Source organism: Pantoea coffeiphila (genome assembly GCF_016909495.1).
Classification (GTDB): domain Bacteria; phylum Pseudomonadota; class Gammaproteobacteria; order Enterobacterales; family Enterobacteriaceae; genus Erwinia; species Erwinia coffeiphila.
This window is the reverse complement of record NZ_JAFBFW010000005.1, coordinates 263,727-276,400: the sequence shown is the minus strand read 5'-3', so window position 1 is coordinate 276,400 and position 12,674 is coordinate 263,727. Positions and strand designations below refer to the sequence as shown.

The following is a 12,674-nucleotide window of genomic DNA, read 5'->3' as shown; positions in this document are numbered from 1 at the left end:
AGGGCAGTCACGAGTATATAAAATGCAAACTAAAATCTATGATGAATTGCTTAACAGCAAGCGTCGCCTGTCGTTAATGTTATTTCTTTTTTTAAATATTGTTACTGCTTTATTTTTGTCGCTTCGCGCCACCAGCCACACGCCGCTCACGGCCTGTGCCCCCACATTACTTATTGCGATATTCAGTGTGGCATTGCTAGCAAGATTGCTAATTAATCCTGCAGCACAAATACAGCGCCTGAATAGCGTGGCTTTATTTACCGGCCTACTCTGGGCGTGGCATATATTCTCCCGCTATCATTATCAGTTCTATATCGCCGATAATTACCTGCTGGTTGCCCTGGTCAGCGTCTTCTTTATTAGTGCCATTGCGTTAGGGGATCATCTGCTGGCGTTTTGCCTGCACGCCCTGCCGACCGCCGCGACCGTGCTGATCCTTGATGGTGGTCGCAATTTACTGTTAATGCTGTTTACCATCACGCTGCCGCTGGTCGGTTTTACCCTTCATCACCTGATGCTGCGGCGGCTGGATAATTTCACCCGTCGTCTGCTCAGCCAGCTTTACGCAGAAAAAGAGTCCTACAACGATCTCAGCATGCTGGACCCGCTCACCGGCTTATATAACCGCCGGGGCCTGCATAACCGCCTGCAAAGCATTCTTGAAAAACACTCGGGCAGTCACTTTGTCCTGCTGCTGGATATCGACAATTTCAAGGCCTACAACGACAACTACGGCCATACCATGGGCGATCAGGCGTTAATACGCGTTTCTGCCGCCATCCGCGATGCGGTACGATCGCGGGATGTCGTTACCCGCTTTGGCGGCGAAGAGTTTCTGGTGCTGCTGACCAACGTCAATGAAACCATCGCCATGCAGCTGGCGGAGCGCATTCGTCAGTACGTAGTTAATCTGGAGATATCCCACCGCTTTAACGATAAGGTATCGACCCACGTCACCCTCAGCGCCGGTATTGCCCCGCTGGAAGGTGATGATTTTAACACCGCGCTGACCAATGCCGACCGGGCGCTGTATCTGGCCAAAAATCAGGGGCGCAATATGCTGCTGTCCTGGCAGGATCTGATGAACAGCACCCAGCCACAGGCCGCCGAGCCTCAGAATGTATTGACCGGCGGAAAATAAAGGAGAATTAACATGAGTCTGGAATCCGTACGGCAGTTTTTTGCCGAGCGCGCACCCGAAATTGCCATTATCGAACTGGAAGAGAGTACCGCCACCGTCGATCTGGCCGCCCGGGCCCATCAGGTTGAACCGGGGCAGATTGCCAAGACACTGTCGCTGAAAGTGAAAGATCGCGTGGTGCTGGTCGTGACACGTGGCGATGCGCGGCTGGATAACCGCAAGCTTAAGCAGGCTCTGGGTGCGAAAGCCCGCATGCTAAACGGCGAAGAAGTGGTGAGCTGGACCGGTCATCCTGTTGGCGGCGTCTGCCCGTTTGGTCTGGAAAATCCGCTCACCGTCTATTGTGACATTTCACTCCGCGACTATCCGGAAGTGTTACCCGCAGCGGGCGCTATCCACAGCGCGGTGCGCATCGCGCCGGAGTATATGGCCACCCTGACCAACGCCGAATGGGTCGACGTCTGCCAGCCGCCTGAATGACTTACCGACGACGGCCCCAGGCTGTCGTCCCCTCACCGGTTTTCCGCTGCGCCCTGCCCCCGGTCCTCACTACCTGAAATTTTAACGCCCTGGGTTTCACGCCCAAAGGCGACAATCAGGCAGATCAGCACGGCCACCGTTCCCGCAACGATCGCCATCGCCAGCCCGTAGTTATTGCCGTGCGCTTCGGCAATTTTCGACTGCAGTGTGGCATTCACCGACGCAATCAGATTCCCCAGCTGATAGACAAATCCCGGCAGCACCGCACGGGCATTGGCCGGTACCAGTTCAGTCAGATAAGTCGGCACCACGCCCCACGCGCCCTGCACCATAAACTGCATCAGGAACGCGCCGCAGCCAATCATCCACGAGCCGCTGGAAAACGCCCACAGCGGCAGCACCGGTAGCGCAAGGAAAGCCGCGATCATCATCGCCTTCTTACGGCCGATTTTCTCCGACAGTGAACCGAAGAATATGCCGCCCAGCATTGCCGCAATGTTGTAGCAGATGGCAATAATGCTGACCGTATGCGGATCGAAGCCGTGCTGCACTTTCAGGAAGGTAGGATAGAGATCCTGAGTCCCGTGGCTGAAGAAATTAAAACAGGCCATCAGCAGCACCAGATAGATGCACAGCTTCCAGTGGCTGCGCAGCACCGGCATCAGCGCCGCGCTCTCCTTACGTTCGCGGGCGGCCAGCCACACCGGCGACTCCGGCACTTTAAAATAGATAAACGGCAGCAGCAGGATCGGCAACGCGCCAATCAGGAACATCCCGCGCCATCCCACCATGCTGTAGCACAGGCCGAAGATGATTGACGCCAGCAGATAGCCGCAGGGATAACCCGCCTGAAACACGCCGGACATCAGTCCGCGCGAGCGATCGGGAATGGTTTCCATCGCCAGCGAGGAGGCTACGCCCCACACGCCGCCCATCGCCACGCCGTAGATCACGCGGAAGATCAGGAACCACTCCAGCGTCGGCGACCAGGCGGAAAGCAGCTCAAACAGTGAAAAGATAATGATGTTGGTCATCAGGATCGGGCGTCGCCCGTATTTTTCCGCCAGGCGGCCAAACAGCAGTGCACCAATCGGCCTGACCGCCAGCGTCAGCATGATCGCCAGCGAGACATCGGAAATTTCGGTGTGGAAATTGGCGGCAATATCGCTCAGCACAAAGACCAGAATAAAGAAGTCGAACGCATCCAGCGTCCAGCTGGCAAAGCTGGCGAACGCCACATTGCGCTGGGTAGAAGTCCAGTTAAGCATGGGGATGTCCTGTAGGGGATATTTGTTATTTATTTGTTTATAGCATGTGAACAACAAGCCCAAGGGAACCCTTTTGTCAGGCTTATCATCAGGGTGTAAGCGGAAGTTTCAGTTTGTTTCTCGAGTAATTATTAGGCAGGTAATCATCGAGTCAGTGTCAAAACCGCGCCGAGATCAGGTAGTGCCAGGCCGCTTTTGAACGAACGAGGAAACCGGTGCATATTTACCAGGCGCCTGGCAAAGGAGGGAAATAGCGCTTACCGGCCTGCACGATAAAAGTCAGAGGATACTGATGCATCGGCCTCGATCTTGTGCAATCGAAAGACCATGCTGCATCAGCCTCACGCTTTCATCGATTCAGGGAATGGCAGGTTGGGCCATCGCCAGATACGTCTCCAGCATCGATAACAGCAGATCGTTATCCACGGACTGCAACACGTGGATCAGTCCCCCCTCGGGCTGGTCAATCCCCACATCCAGCCGCAGCGGCGGGCGGTAGCGCCAGGATTTACCGCGCGTCATGCCTGGTCGGAGTTCAACATCGACGTAGTAATCCGCCGCACGGGCAACGTCCTGATTAATCAGCCACGCCACCACCAGCGCATCGTGTATCCAGCAGCCCGGCAGGCGACGGGTCTGCATCGAGTAATCAATCCACGGCCGCAGCGTTTCACTGACAAATTCGGCCAGTGGCCCGGGTAGCTGGGCAATACGATCCAGATCGCCGTGGGTCATCATCGTTTTGCTGGTGACGTCCATCGGCACCAGCGTGATATTCGCGCCGCTGGTCAGCACCTGATGCGCCGCCTCTGGATCGATACCGAAGTTGGTGTCCTTAATAAAATCATCCAGCGCGAACACGCCGCCCATAATGGCAATCTCCTGCACCGCCTGCGCCATCTGTGGATAGCGCTGAAGCGCAAGCGCAACGTTGGTCAGCGGACCGATCGCCACCAGGGTAATTTCACCCGGATTGTCGCAAATCAGCTGGCCGATCGCATCCGCCGCCTCCTGCTGCGTGGGTTCAAAACTGGCGGGCTGACGTACCCCCTGCCACAGATATCCCAGTTGATTATCGTTTACCCGGCGATCCAGCACTTCGCGCCACGGCCCGGCAGGTTCATACAACGCCCTGTCGGCCCCTTTCACCACCGGCACCGACCTGCCGGTACGCTGCATCAAATCTTTCGCCACGCTGTATCCCACCTCGCTGGGGGTATTTCCCGCCACCGTTGTGATCAGCTCCAGTGAAAGCGACGGAGCCGCCAGCGCCAGTGCTATCGCCAGCCCGTCGTCTACATTGGCTCCGGCAATCCCGTTGCCGGGATCGCAGTCAATAATTAATCTCTTCATAACTCGCTATCGGAATAAGGGGCTGCCTGACAGCCACAGGATTCACCAATCTCCAGCCGGTGGGAAAACTCGCGCAGCATGGCTTTACCGTTCCATTCTGCGAGCATGACGATCGCCGCTTTGGCTATCTCGGCCACCGGCTGCCGAACGGTGGTCAGCGAAGGCACGTGATACGCCGACTGCTGCGTGCCGTTGAAACAGACCAGCGCCACATCCTCCGGCACCTTCAGCCCCTGCTCGCTCAGCGCGCGGATACAGCCAATTGCCTGCGCTTCGTTGGTAGCAAACAGCGCACGCGGCACCGTCGCCCCCTGTAACATTTTTTTTGCCGCCAGATAGCCACCTTCGCGGGTGTAGGGCGTGCTAAAAATCCACTGCGGATTTTCCTGCACGCCGTGCTCTGCCAGCGCTTCCCGCCAGCCGAGCAGGCGCTCCTGCGTATTCAGCATCTCCAGCGGACCGCAGATAATCCCCGCCTCGCCGTAGCCATGACTTAACAGGTGAGCGGTCACCTGACGGGAAGCCTCCCGCTCATCCACCCGCAGTACGCTGACCTGCAGTGCCGGATCGACACTGTCCAGCATCACAAACGGCGTGCCGCTGGCCTGCAGTAAATCGGTATAAGGGTGGCGATCCACGCTGATATAAAACAGCCCGCTGACCTGCTGGCTGAGCATATTATTAATCAGCTGCAGCTCGCGCCTGCGGCTGTCACCCGAATCGCCTAACAGCATCACCATATCGTTGGCCAGCGCCTCCTGCTGAAGCGCATGGGCCAGCGAAGCGATAAAGGCGTTATCGATATTCGGCACAATCAGGCCCCAGGTTTTGGTGGTGCCGGAGGCCAGCGCCCGCGCCACATTATTGGGGCGATAGCCGGTTTTCTTAATCGCCGCCAAAACACGTTCGCGCGTGGTCGCCGCCACCGGACGCGGGCCGTTATTGATCACATAGCTGACCACGGCCACCGACGTTCCGGCTTCTCGGGCAACATCGGCACGCGTGGCTCGATGAGGGTTTTGCTTTGCGGCCGCCGACTTCGTCAGATTATTTACTGCCATTCAGCCGCTATCCTTATTTTGTCGTTAAATTGCGTCGTCGGGATCGTTGAGATCGCGCCCGCGCGTTTCCGGTGCAACAAACGTTGTCATCAGTCCAATCGCCGCCATCGCCGCGAAGTAGGTAGCAATCGGCCACCAGTGCCCGGTCCAGGAGAGCAGCGCCGCAGCCACCAGCGGTGCCGTACCGCCGGAGAGAATCGATCCCAGCTCTTTCGCCGTGGCCATTTTCGTGTAGCGATGCGTCACGCCGAACAACTCTACTCCCCACGCCGCCTGTACGCCAAAAATCCCCAGCGATGCCAGCCCCATTCCGGTGACGATAGTGGCAATCACCACGGCAGGCTCGCGGGAATCGAGCAGCATAAAGGCCGGGAAGGCATAGAGGATTAGCAGCAGGCAGAAGCAGCGATAGGTAATCCGGCGGCCAAAGCGGTCCGACAGCCAGCCCGCCAGTGGAATAATCAGGAAGCCAAGCAGAGAGGCAATAAACACGGCGGTCGTCGCCACGGATTTATCTACGGCCAGCACTTTTACCACGTAGCCGATGATAAACCCCTGAGCCAGATACGAGGGACCGTTTTCACCAATTCGCAGGCCGACCATCACCAGAAAAGCACGGCTGCGCTGCCAGAATCCACGGTTATCGGTGGTTGCCGGTGCGTTTTGCGCCTGCGAGCGCTGCTGCTGTAGCGCCTGTTTCTGACGTTCGAACACCGGCGTTTCGCGTAAATGGCGGCGTATCCACAGCGCCACCAGGGCAATCAGCGAACTGCACAGGAAAGGAATACGCCAGCCCCACTCCTGTAGCGACTGCTGATCCATCTGCACCACCGCCAGCCACACCAGCGACGCAACCAGCGTGCCGCTGTTGGAACCGAGCGCAATAATTGAGGATACCAGCCCACGCCGCTGCGCCGGGGCATATTCACCGAGCATCACCGTACCGCCGGAAAGCTCCGCCCCGGCTCCGAAACCCTGAGTAAAGCGCAGGATCACCAGACAGGCGGGAGCCCACAGTCCGATGGAAGCATAAGAGGGGATCAGGCCAATCAGGGTCGTTGAAACGCCCATCAGAATAATGGTGGAGACCATGACGATTTTTCGGCCACGGCGATCGCCCAGCCAGCCGAAGAACAGCGCACCGATGGGGCGGGCGATAAAGCCCACCGACCAGGTCGCGAAGCTGGAGAGCAGCGCCATTGAGGGGCTGGCTTCGGGGAAAAAGACATCGCCAAAGATAATACCGGCGGCCAACCCGTACAGCGCAAAGTCAGCGTACTCCATGGCTGTACCCAGCCAGCATGACAGGGTCGCACGCCAAAAATCCTTACGCCCTTCTTCGGTGGTTAAACGTTCATCGGCCGCTGCGGTAGGTGGCACCGTATCGGGTTTGGCAACGCTATTAGGTTGAGACATAGACAAATCCTGATTTGAAAATCCATTTAAGGCCCCTGCCGTGAGCTTCCTGCATGAGGAAAAAACACGGTCGGGGGAGAGAAACATAAAGCCCTGTAGCAAAGATCGGTAACGGGTTCCCTGGTGTTGGAACATGTTTTTCGTTCCGCGCTCGCCGGTTCAAAAGCGACCAGTCATATAAGTAACGCGAAACAAAATTGACCTTCACGTGGCCGCCGGATTTCCCACGCCGTGAATTTTCACTCAACACGCATTCTATCTACGCGTGTAGATAAATCAAGGCAGCAGGACTAACTCATTAATTAATCTTGATATTCATCACGAAAAACCAATGGAATTACAAACAAAATCAAGGGGATAAAACAGGTTAAAAATTCAACTTTTTCTATCGCACCAAAGCCCGGCAGAGGCACAACGTTTTCCACCCGGCCGAATCGCGCAGCCCGATTTTTAACGGGAAAATATTACAGAAAAATGAAGGTCGGAAAGATTTATGGAAGCACATTGCGCAGGTTAGCTATGGGGGATCGTTCTATCGTCGTGCTCAAACTGTCTGTAATTCAACCAGTTCCGGGCTATCGTAGTTTGCCTGGAAAATAGACATACAAATGGTAAACGCTGGATCGCTGCGCGCAGTTCCATTATAATCCTGCGCCTCAGGCCCCTTAGCTCAGTGGTTAGAGCAGGCGACTCATAATCGCTTGGTCGCTGGTTCAAACCCAGCAGGGGCCACCAAATTTTAGCTTTAGAATCATATAATTAAGCCACTCTATTGAGTGGCTTTTTTGTTGCCTGAGACTTGAGTGGCAGCAAAGTGGCGGCAGAGAAATTGCTTTGCTGCTTCAACGTTATAATCCATTACCGGTCCCACTTTGCTTGCCGCCTTACCGCTTTTACCCCATGCCTTCGCCAGCAACCTGATGCCATCCCCACACACAATCTTTTTCCGATCAAAAAACACCCACACGCCCCTTCCAGAGAGGTGATCGGTTAAAATTTAACTGATAAGATAGTCATTCATTTATCTATTCACTTATCTATTCATAAAGCGATTCAATATTATGCCTGTTCGCACTGACACATTACGCCAGTTACTCAACCAGGGGCCGATGAAAGCTCGGCAACTTATTGAAATATTGGAAATCAGCCAACCAACGATGTCCCGTGCATTAAGGGATATGGGGGATGATATTGTGCGGATTGGAGCGGGCCCATCTATTCAATATGCCCTGCGCGACGCCTGGCGCGGATTCAGATCTGCGCCCATTTACCGTATCACTGCTGAAGGCCGCGTCATGCCGCTTGGCGAACTCATTCCGGTTCGGCCTGAGGGATTTGTTATGGTGCAGACTGACAACGTCAGTCTCCATAGCGACGGACTGCCGTGGTGGCTGTTTGACATGCGGCCACAGGGGTATCTTGGGCGCGCCTGGGCATCAGCACATGCGGCCGATCTCGGCCTGCCGATGAATCCAGAGCAGTGGATCGATTCCGATGTGGTCAGAGCTTTGCTCGCACAGGGCCATGATGCTATCGGCAACCTGCTGATAGGGGAACAGGCGCGAAACCGCTTCCTGGAAATGCCGGACCCCACCCCGGTTGAGCGCGCCACGGCGTATCCCGCGCTGGCATTGGCAGCGGGTGCCGGTGAGGCTCCTGGATCATCAGCAGGAGGAGAACAGCCAAAATTCTGTACCTATACAGAACGCGGGCACGTACTGGTGAAATTCTCGGCCCCGGACAATAATCCGGTCAGCGAACGCTGGCGCGACCTTCTGCTGGCCGAACACCTGGCGCTGGGGGTGCTGGGTGTGGAAACAGAAGTTTTCGATTTTGGCGGTCAGCGCTTCCTTGAGATCCCCCGATTCGACCGCGTTGGACAGCTGGGCCGTATTGGCGTCTTCTCGCTGCGCGCGCTTGATGCAGAATTTGTCGGCAATGCCCCTGCCTCCTGGCCTGTTCTGGTTAATAACCTTGTTACGCAAGGACATGTCGACTCTGAATCGGCAGCCAGCACCGCACGGCTTTGGGCATTCGGCATGTTGATTGGCAATACCGACATGCACCACGGCAATCTGTCGTTCATCAGCGACCGTGGCCGCCCCTATCATCTCGCCCCGGCCTACGACATCCTGCCTATGGGGTTTGCCCCCAGAGCCGGCGGCGCAATCGTGAACGAGCTTCGGGCGGCGTCATTACCGGAAATCATTAGTCGAGACACCTGGCAGGAAGCGCTGGAACTGGCTGAGAACTTTTATGCTATAGCCAGCAGCTGCAACCGCTTTTCCGCCAATTTCACCCCATGTCTTGACGTATTACGCCGCCATCTTAACGAGGCCAGCTCGCGTATCGCCCGCCTGGGATAAAAGGCGAGTGCAGCTCAGCGGCGTGATGCTATGATTCGGCTAACGAGGGATCTGAAAAAGCCGTAATGGGGACAATGAAAAACTATTCCTATCTTTACCTGTTCACGATCAGCATCGCGGTTCTGCTGGTGATATTCGGTTTTATCGTCTGGCGCAGCGGGATTTATGCCGAAACCTTTCTTAATGATGCCACCAGAAAAAACTTTATCCTGATGACGCTGGGGTTATCACTCTGCCTCTCTCTTTTTGCGTTTCATCGCGGGCTAATTAAGAGCGGAAAACGCATTGATTATCTTAAATTTTTCCTTGGATCGTTTATTGTTTTAATGGTAATAGCCATTATTCCATTAATGACGGTTGCTTACTATCTTCCCGGTGAAACCTCCGCCTATGCCGCCAGCTACACCTATTCCCCGCGCGGCCATAAATCCTGCGCCGGGGCAAGAGTTGACGATCCCGATCTGGGGCGGAATATCAAAATATGTTATCCCGAAGGGAATTTTCAGTTTGATAAAGACATTTTCATTTCCAAAAAAACCAATGCGCTGGGCACCGTTATTCTCTTTGCGATGACGGCCCCCTGACCAACGCTATTGAGCTGCGAGCCTGATATGCCACCGATTCACGCCATCGACAGGTTAAACGACCTGCTGTGCCTGATGGAATTAAGGAAAACCGCCCGTCATCTCGCCAATGAAAATTATGCGAGAGCTATCGTGGAGTGGGCCGAGGAAGCCGTGATTGCCGGCAATCATTCCGAACCGCTGCTGATCCTCGCTTCGTTAGGCCTGGATGCCACGCCGAATGAGGATGAAATCCGCGACTACCTCGGTCGGTATATGATCGAAGCGGGTCTGGTCTATCCGGGGACGAAGCTCAGCACGCTGGTGTGGTTGAGAATTCAGCTTGAGCATCTGATTCGCTGTGAGACCGTGCAGGACGCTGAAGGCCACCTGCGTTTTTTCGTTGATTACTGGGTAGAAGCCAACCCGAAATTGGTGAGTAAAATCTGTCAGCATCTAAACTGGCTTTACTTCTATCTGTTCGATGACGGCATTGGCTACCCTTCCACTGCATCAACAATGACCGATGCTGAAATTCTGGCGTATATCAGAACGTCAGTCCGTCCCTGTGCCCTGGTACTGTCAAAAGATCAGTGGCTCAGCTGGCTTGCCGACGAGCCGCTGCCGAATCGGTAATGGCAGCAAAACGGCAGCAGAGCACAGAACTATGCAATGGTATTAAACAGCATTCAACGACTCAGGCCGTTGAAATCACAGTAATTCATTGTTTCTAAATGAATTAAGTTGGGACTCATAATCGCTTGTTTTGTCTAAAGTGCAGCAGGCAACGCAAAAGTCACAAAGCAGGCTGACTGATGCCCCGAGCGGGCCATCAACCAGCCAGCGCGAGCACACTATTCCAGAAAACATTTCCCCCGCATCACCATGAATGCTTCCGCCAACAACAATAAAACCAGCTGTTAACTGAACTACATTTTCAACCCGAGGAAGGTAAACGGCTTCGCCTCTTTATAATGGTCGTTGGCCATGCCTGAATAGATGTTGGTCTGGTTTGGCCCCAGGTCGAGCTTCATCACCCTGCCGGTTTTTTCCGAGAAATCGATCTTTTTCAGGTCGGTCCAGAACACGTTCGGCGTCAGCGCAGACTCGAAGAAGTAAAGCCCGCGCTTCTGATCGGAGACGGTCCGCCAGCGCGTGGAGGAGATATTCGGCTGGCCGGGCGTTGAGATACCGTAAGGCACGGACACATTGCGGATCACGCTAAAGGTACTGGCGATGGCTTCAACCGCGTTTTCAGATTTAGGGATCGCGTTAACGTAGAAACTGGCGCGGGCAAAGCGGTCCGGCGCGCTGTTAGTACCCGGCAGCATCACCGTGCCGCCAATCTGCTTCCAGTACTCTTCCATTGCCAGCTGTTTCTCAAAAATCGGTGAGTTGGTCATCACCTGATAGCTACGGCTGTGGTGAATAACCTGTTTACCATCGATATATTCGATAATCGCACTGTCACCGGTAGCGTCAGACAGCGAGAGGTGCAGCGTGGCCAACCGATCTTCCCCCGGCACTTTGTCGGTGACGATGCTGAACGGTTCTTTACTCAGCACATCAACCGCTTCCTGAACGGTGGCGAAATTATCCAGCGCGTACTGCGCCCAGGCGGCGATCGTCAGGCCCGGTTTTTTGCTGTCGTATTTTGGATAAGAAGACTCCACCAGCCACAGCACATTCGCCACCAGCCCGGCTTCGTTCATACCGTCGGTGGTAGAGATATCGTAGCCGGAGGCGATCACGCTGCCGTATTTCGAGGTCCACTTAACGGAATTTGGCCCGGCTTCACCGGTGCGCTGCATGCCGCGCGGGAAAATCCACAGATTGGTGCCGACATCCACCTTCCAGTCCATCGAACGCGCGGTGATCACCTGGTCGTTTGCGCCCAGATAGACAAGCCGCGTGCATGCTTCCACCGTCGGCATCAGCATGCCCATCGTCAGAAGCGCTGCGCTACACTTCGCAAAAAATGAGTTCTTTTTCAAAATCATCGCTCTGTTTCCCTGTGTTTTTTCTGTGTGAAGTTCCCAAAAACGGTATGTTAATGTAACAGTAACTGGCATTATTTTACCCAATACCGTTAATAAATTTTATAAAAGGGACGATGCTTTGAAACGACTTGCCGTCTTAGCCATACTGCCTCTCTACGGATTTCAGGCAGCCGGTGCGGCCCCCTCAGCCCTCACGACTCCCGACCGACCACTCATCAACACATCAGAAAAACCGGACTGGGCCTTTCAGGTCACGCCGTTTCTGTGGGCGGCAAGCATGAGCGGCAGTATCTCGCCGTTTCAGCGCGGTTCGACGGTGGATGTGGATAAGCCTTTTTCAGAGGTGATGGACGATCTGAACTTTGGGGGATTCCTTGATATCTGGGCGCGCTACGATCGTTTCGTCTTCTCCGGAAATCTGATGTATGTCGATACCACAGACAGCCACGCCAGCGGCCCGCTCTCCGCATTCCAGATCCCGGGATTCGGCGTGACTATCCCGCCCGGATCTAACGTTGACGCAAAAGTGGATAGCCGACAGTTTATGGCCACTTTGCTGGGCGGTTATCGCGTAATGGAAACGCCTGATTTTACTCTCGATCTGCTCGGCGGCATGCGCGTATGGCACGTGTCTAACGATATCACCGTGTCGGCCAGCCATTCGCTGATTGGCAGCCGAACCGCCTCGTACGGTGAGAGTTTCAGCTGGGTCGATCCGCTGGTCGGTGCACGCGTGTTCCTGCCGCTGACGAACGATTTTTCGTTCCAGACAGAGGCCGATGTGGGCGGGTTTGGTATGGGGGCCGACCTCACCTGGTCGGTGCTGGCCAGCATCAACTACACCTTTACGGATAATATCTCGGCATCGGTAGGCTATAAGGCGCTGAAAGTGGATTACGACCATAACGGCCACGTCTATGACACCCTGCTGCGCGGCCCGGCTATTGGGGTAACGTGGCGTTTCTAACGCTGACCTCTCCCTCTTCTTCATTAAGTTAAAAAAAATGCCCAGCCTGTTAAGGCCGG

At 55.0% G+C, this 12,674-nt stretch carries 12 protein-coding genes and 1 tRNA gene; 7 read left to right on the top strand and 6 right to left on the bottom strand.

The window, feature by feature from the left end; genetic code table 11:
* Positions 1–22 precede the first annotated feature (22 nt).
* Positions 23–1,141 carry a GGDEF domain-containing protein gene (locus JOE09_RS17550; RefSeq protein ID WP_205066649.1) on the top strand — a complete coding sequence of 373 codons (1,119 nt, stop codon included), beginning with the start codon at positions 23–25 and terminating at the stop codon, positions 1,139–1,141.
* 12 nt (positions 1,142–1,153) lie between these two features.
* Positions 1,154–1,621: a YbaK/EbsC family protein gene (locus JOE09_RS17545; RefSeq protein WP_205066648.1), complete on the top strand. Its 468-nt coding sequence runs from the start codon at positions 1,154–1,156 to the stop codon at positions 1,619–1,621.
* Between the two features lie 32 nt (positions 1,622–1,653).
* Here the strand turns inward: JOE09_RS17545 and JOE09_RS17540 are convergent, their stop codons facing one another.
* The 4 genes from JOE09_RS17540 to JOE09_RS17525 all read right to left on the bottom strand — a co-directional run bounded on the left by JOE09_RS17540 (position 1,654) and on the right by JOE09_RS17525 (position 6,719).
* Entirely contained in the window at positions 1,654–2,889 is a 1,236-nt protein-coding gene (locus JOE09_RS17540) for an MFS transporter (RefSeq protein ID WP_205066647.1), read from the bottom strand.
* A gap of 357 nt (positions 2,890–3,246) precedes the next feature.
* Positions 3,247–4,242: a nucleoside hydrolase gene (locus tag JOE09_RS17535; RefSeq protein ID WP_205066646.1), complete on the bottom strand. Its 996-nt coding sequence runs from the start codon at positions 4,240–4,242 to the stop codon at positions 3,247–3,249.
* Entirely contained in the window at positions 4,239–5,303 is a 1,065-nt protein-coding gene (locus JOE09_RS17530; protein ID WP_205066645.1) for a LacI family DNA-binding transcriptional regulator, read from the bottom strand. The genes JOE09_RS17535 and JOE09_RS17530 overlap by 4 nt, the downstream gene beginning before the upstream one ends.
* 24 nt (positions 5,304–5,327) lie before the next feature.
* Positions 5,328–6,719 carry an MFS transporter gene (locus JOE09_RS17525; RefSeq protein ID WP_205066644.1) on the bottom strand — a complete coding sequence of 464 codons (1,392 nt, stop codon included), beginning with the start codon at positions 6,717–6,719 and terminating at the stop codon, positions 5,328–5,330.
* 659 nt (positions 6,720–7,378) lie between these two features.
* On the opposite strand from JOE09_RS17525, the gene JOE09_RS17520 reads away from it, so the two are divergent.
* Positions 7,379–7,454, top strand: a tRNA-Ile gene (locus JOE09_RS17520).
* A gap of 34 nt (positions 7,455–7,488) precedes the next feature.
* Here JOE09_RS17520 and JOE09_RS17515 read toward each other — a convergent pair.
* Complete coding sequence (locus JOE09_RS17515; RefSeq protein ID WP_205066643.1) at positions 7,489–7,686, bottom strand: hypothetical protein; 198 nt, start codon at positions 7,684–7,686, stop codon at positions 7,489–7,491.
* Positions 7,687–7,780: 94 nt separating this feature from the next.
* Here JOE09_RS17515 and yjjJ point away from each other — a divergent pair, with 94 nt between their 5' ends.
* The 3 genes from yjjJ (at position 7,781) to JOE09_RS17500 (ending at position 10,284) form a co-directional block, all read left to right on the top strand.
* Positions 7,781–9,085: a type II toxin-antitoxin system HipA family toxin YjjJ gene (gene yjjJ, locus JOE09_RS17510; protein ID WP_205066642.1), complete on the top strand. Its 1,305-nt coding sequence runs from the start codon at positions 7,781–7,783 to the stop codon at positions 9,083–9,085.
* Positions 9,086–9,159: 74 nt separating this feature from the next.
* Complete coding sequence (locus tag JOE09_RS17505) at positions 9,160–9,669, top strand: hypothetical protein (RefSeq protein ID WP_239553154.1); 510 nt, start codon at positions 9,160–9,162, stop codon at positions 9,667–9,669.
* A gap of 27 nt (positions 9,670–9,696) precedes the next feature.
* Entirely contained in the window at positions 9,697–10,284 is a 588-nt protein-coding gene (locus tag JOE09_RS17500) for a hypothetical protein (protein WP_205066641.1), read from the top strand.
* 293 nt (positions 10,285–10,577) lie between these two features.
* Here JOE09_RS17500 and JOE09_RS17495 read toward each other — a convergent pair whose 3' ends face one another.
* The gene (locus tag JOE09_RS17495; RefSeq protein WP_234480028.1) at positions 10,578–11,594 is read right to left on the bottom strand and encodes a linear amide C-N hydrolase; all 1,017 of its coding nucleotides are present in this window, start codon (positions 11,592–11,594) and stop codon (positions 10,578–10,580) included.
* A 331-nt stretch (positions 11,595–11,925) separates the two neighbouring features.
* Between JOE09_RS17495 and JOE09_RS17490 the strand changes: the two genes are divergently transcribed.
* Entirely contained in the window at positions 11,926–12,615 is a 690-nt protein-coding gene (locus tag JOE09_RS17490) for a hypothetical protein (protein ID WP_205066640.1), read from the top strand.
* The last annotated feature ends 59 nt before the right edge of the window (positions 12,616–12,674 follow it).

What these genes read in the sequence shown, in the direction of transcription:
- JOE09_RS17495 (WP_234480028.1), bottom strand. Translation starts at nt 11,594, where the DNA reads ATGGGCATGCTGATGCCGACGGTGGAAGCATGCACGCGGCTTGTCTAT.
- JOE09_RS17490 (WP_205066640.1), top strand. Translation starts at nt 11,926, where the DNA reads ATGAGCGGCAGTATCTCGCCGTTTCAGCGCGGTTCGACGGTGGATGTG.
- JOE09_RS17500 (WP_205066641.1), top strand. Translation starts at nt 9,697, where the DNA reads ATGCCACCGATTCACGCCATCGACAGGTTAAACGACCTGCTGTGCCTG.
- JOE09_RS17540 (WP_205066647.1), bottom strand. Translation starts at nt 2,889, where the DNA reads ATGCTTAACTGGACTTCTACCCAGCGCAATGTGGCGTTCGCCAGCTTT.
- JOE09_RS17545 (WP_205066648.1), top strand. Translation starts at nt 1,154, where the DNA reads ATGAGTCTGGAATCCGTACGGCAGTTTTTTGCCGAGCGCGCACCCGAA.
- JOE09_RS17535 (WP_205066646.1), bottom strand. Translation starts at nt 4,242, where the DNA reads ATGAAGAGATTAATTATTGACTGCGATCCCGGCAACGGGATTGCCGGA.
- JOE09_RS17525 (WP_205066644.1), bottom strand. Translation starts at nt 6,719, where the DNA reads ATGTCTCAACCTAATAGCGTTGCCAAACCCGATACGGTGCCACCTACC.
- yjjJ (WP_205066642.1), top strand. Translation starts at nt 7,781, where the DNA reads ATGCCTGTTCGCACTGACACATTACGCCAGTTACTCAACCAGGGGCCG.
- JOE09_RS17505 (WP_239553154.1), top strand. Translation starts at nt 9,160, where the DNA reads ATGAAAAACTATTCCTATCTTTACCTGTTCACGATCAGCATCGCGGTT.
- JOE09_RS17530 (WP_205066645.1), bottom strand. Translation starts at nt 5,303, where the DNA reads ATGGCAGTAAATAATCTGACGAAGTCGGCGGCCGCAAAGCAAAACCCT.
- JOE09_RS17550 (WP_205066649.1), top strand. Translation starts at nt 23, where the DNA reads ATGCAAACTAAAATCTATGATGAATTGCTTAACAGCAAGCGTCGCCTG.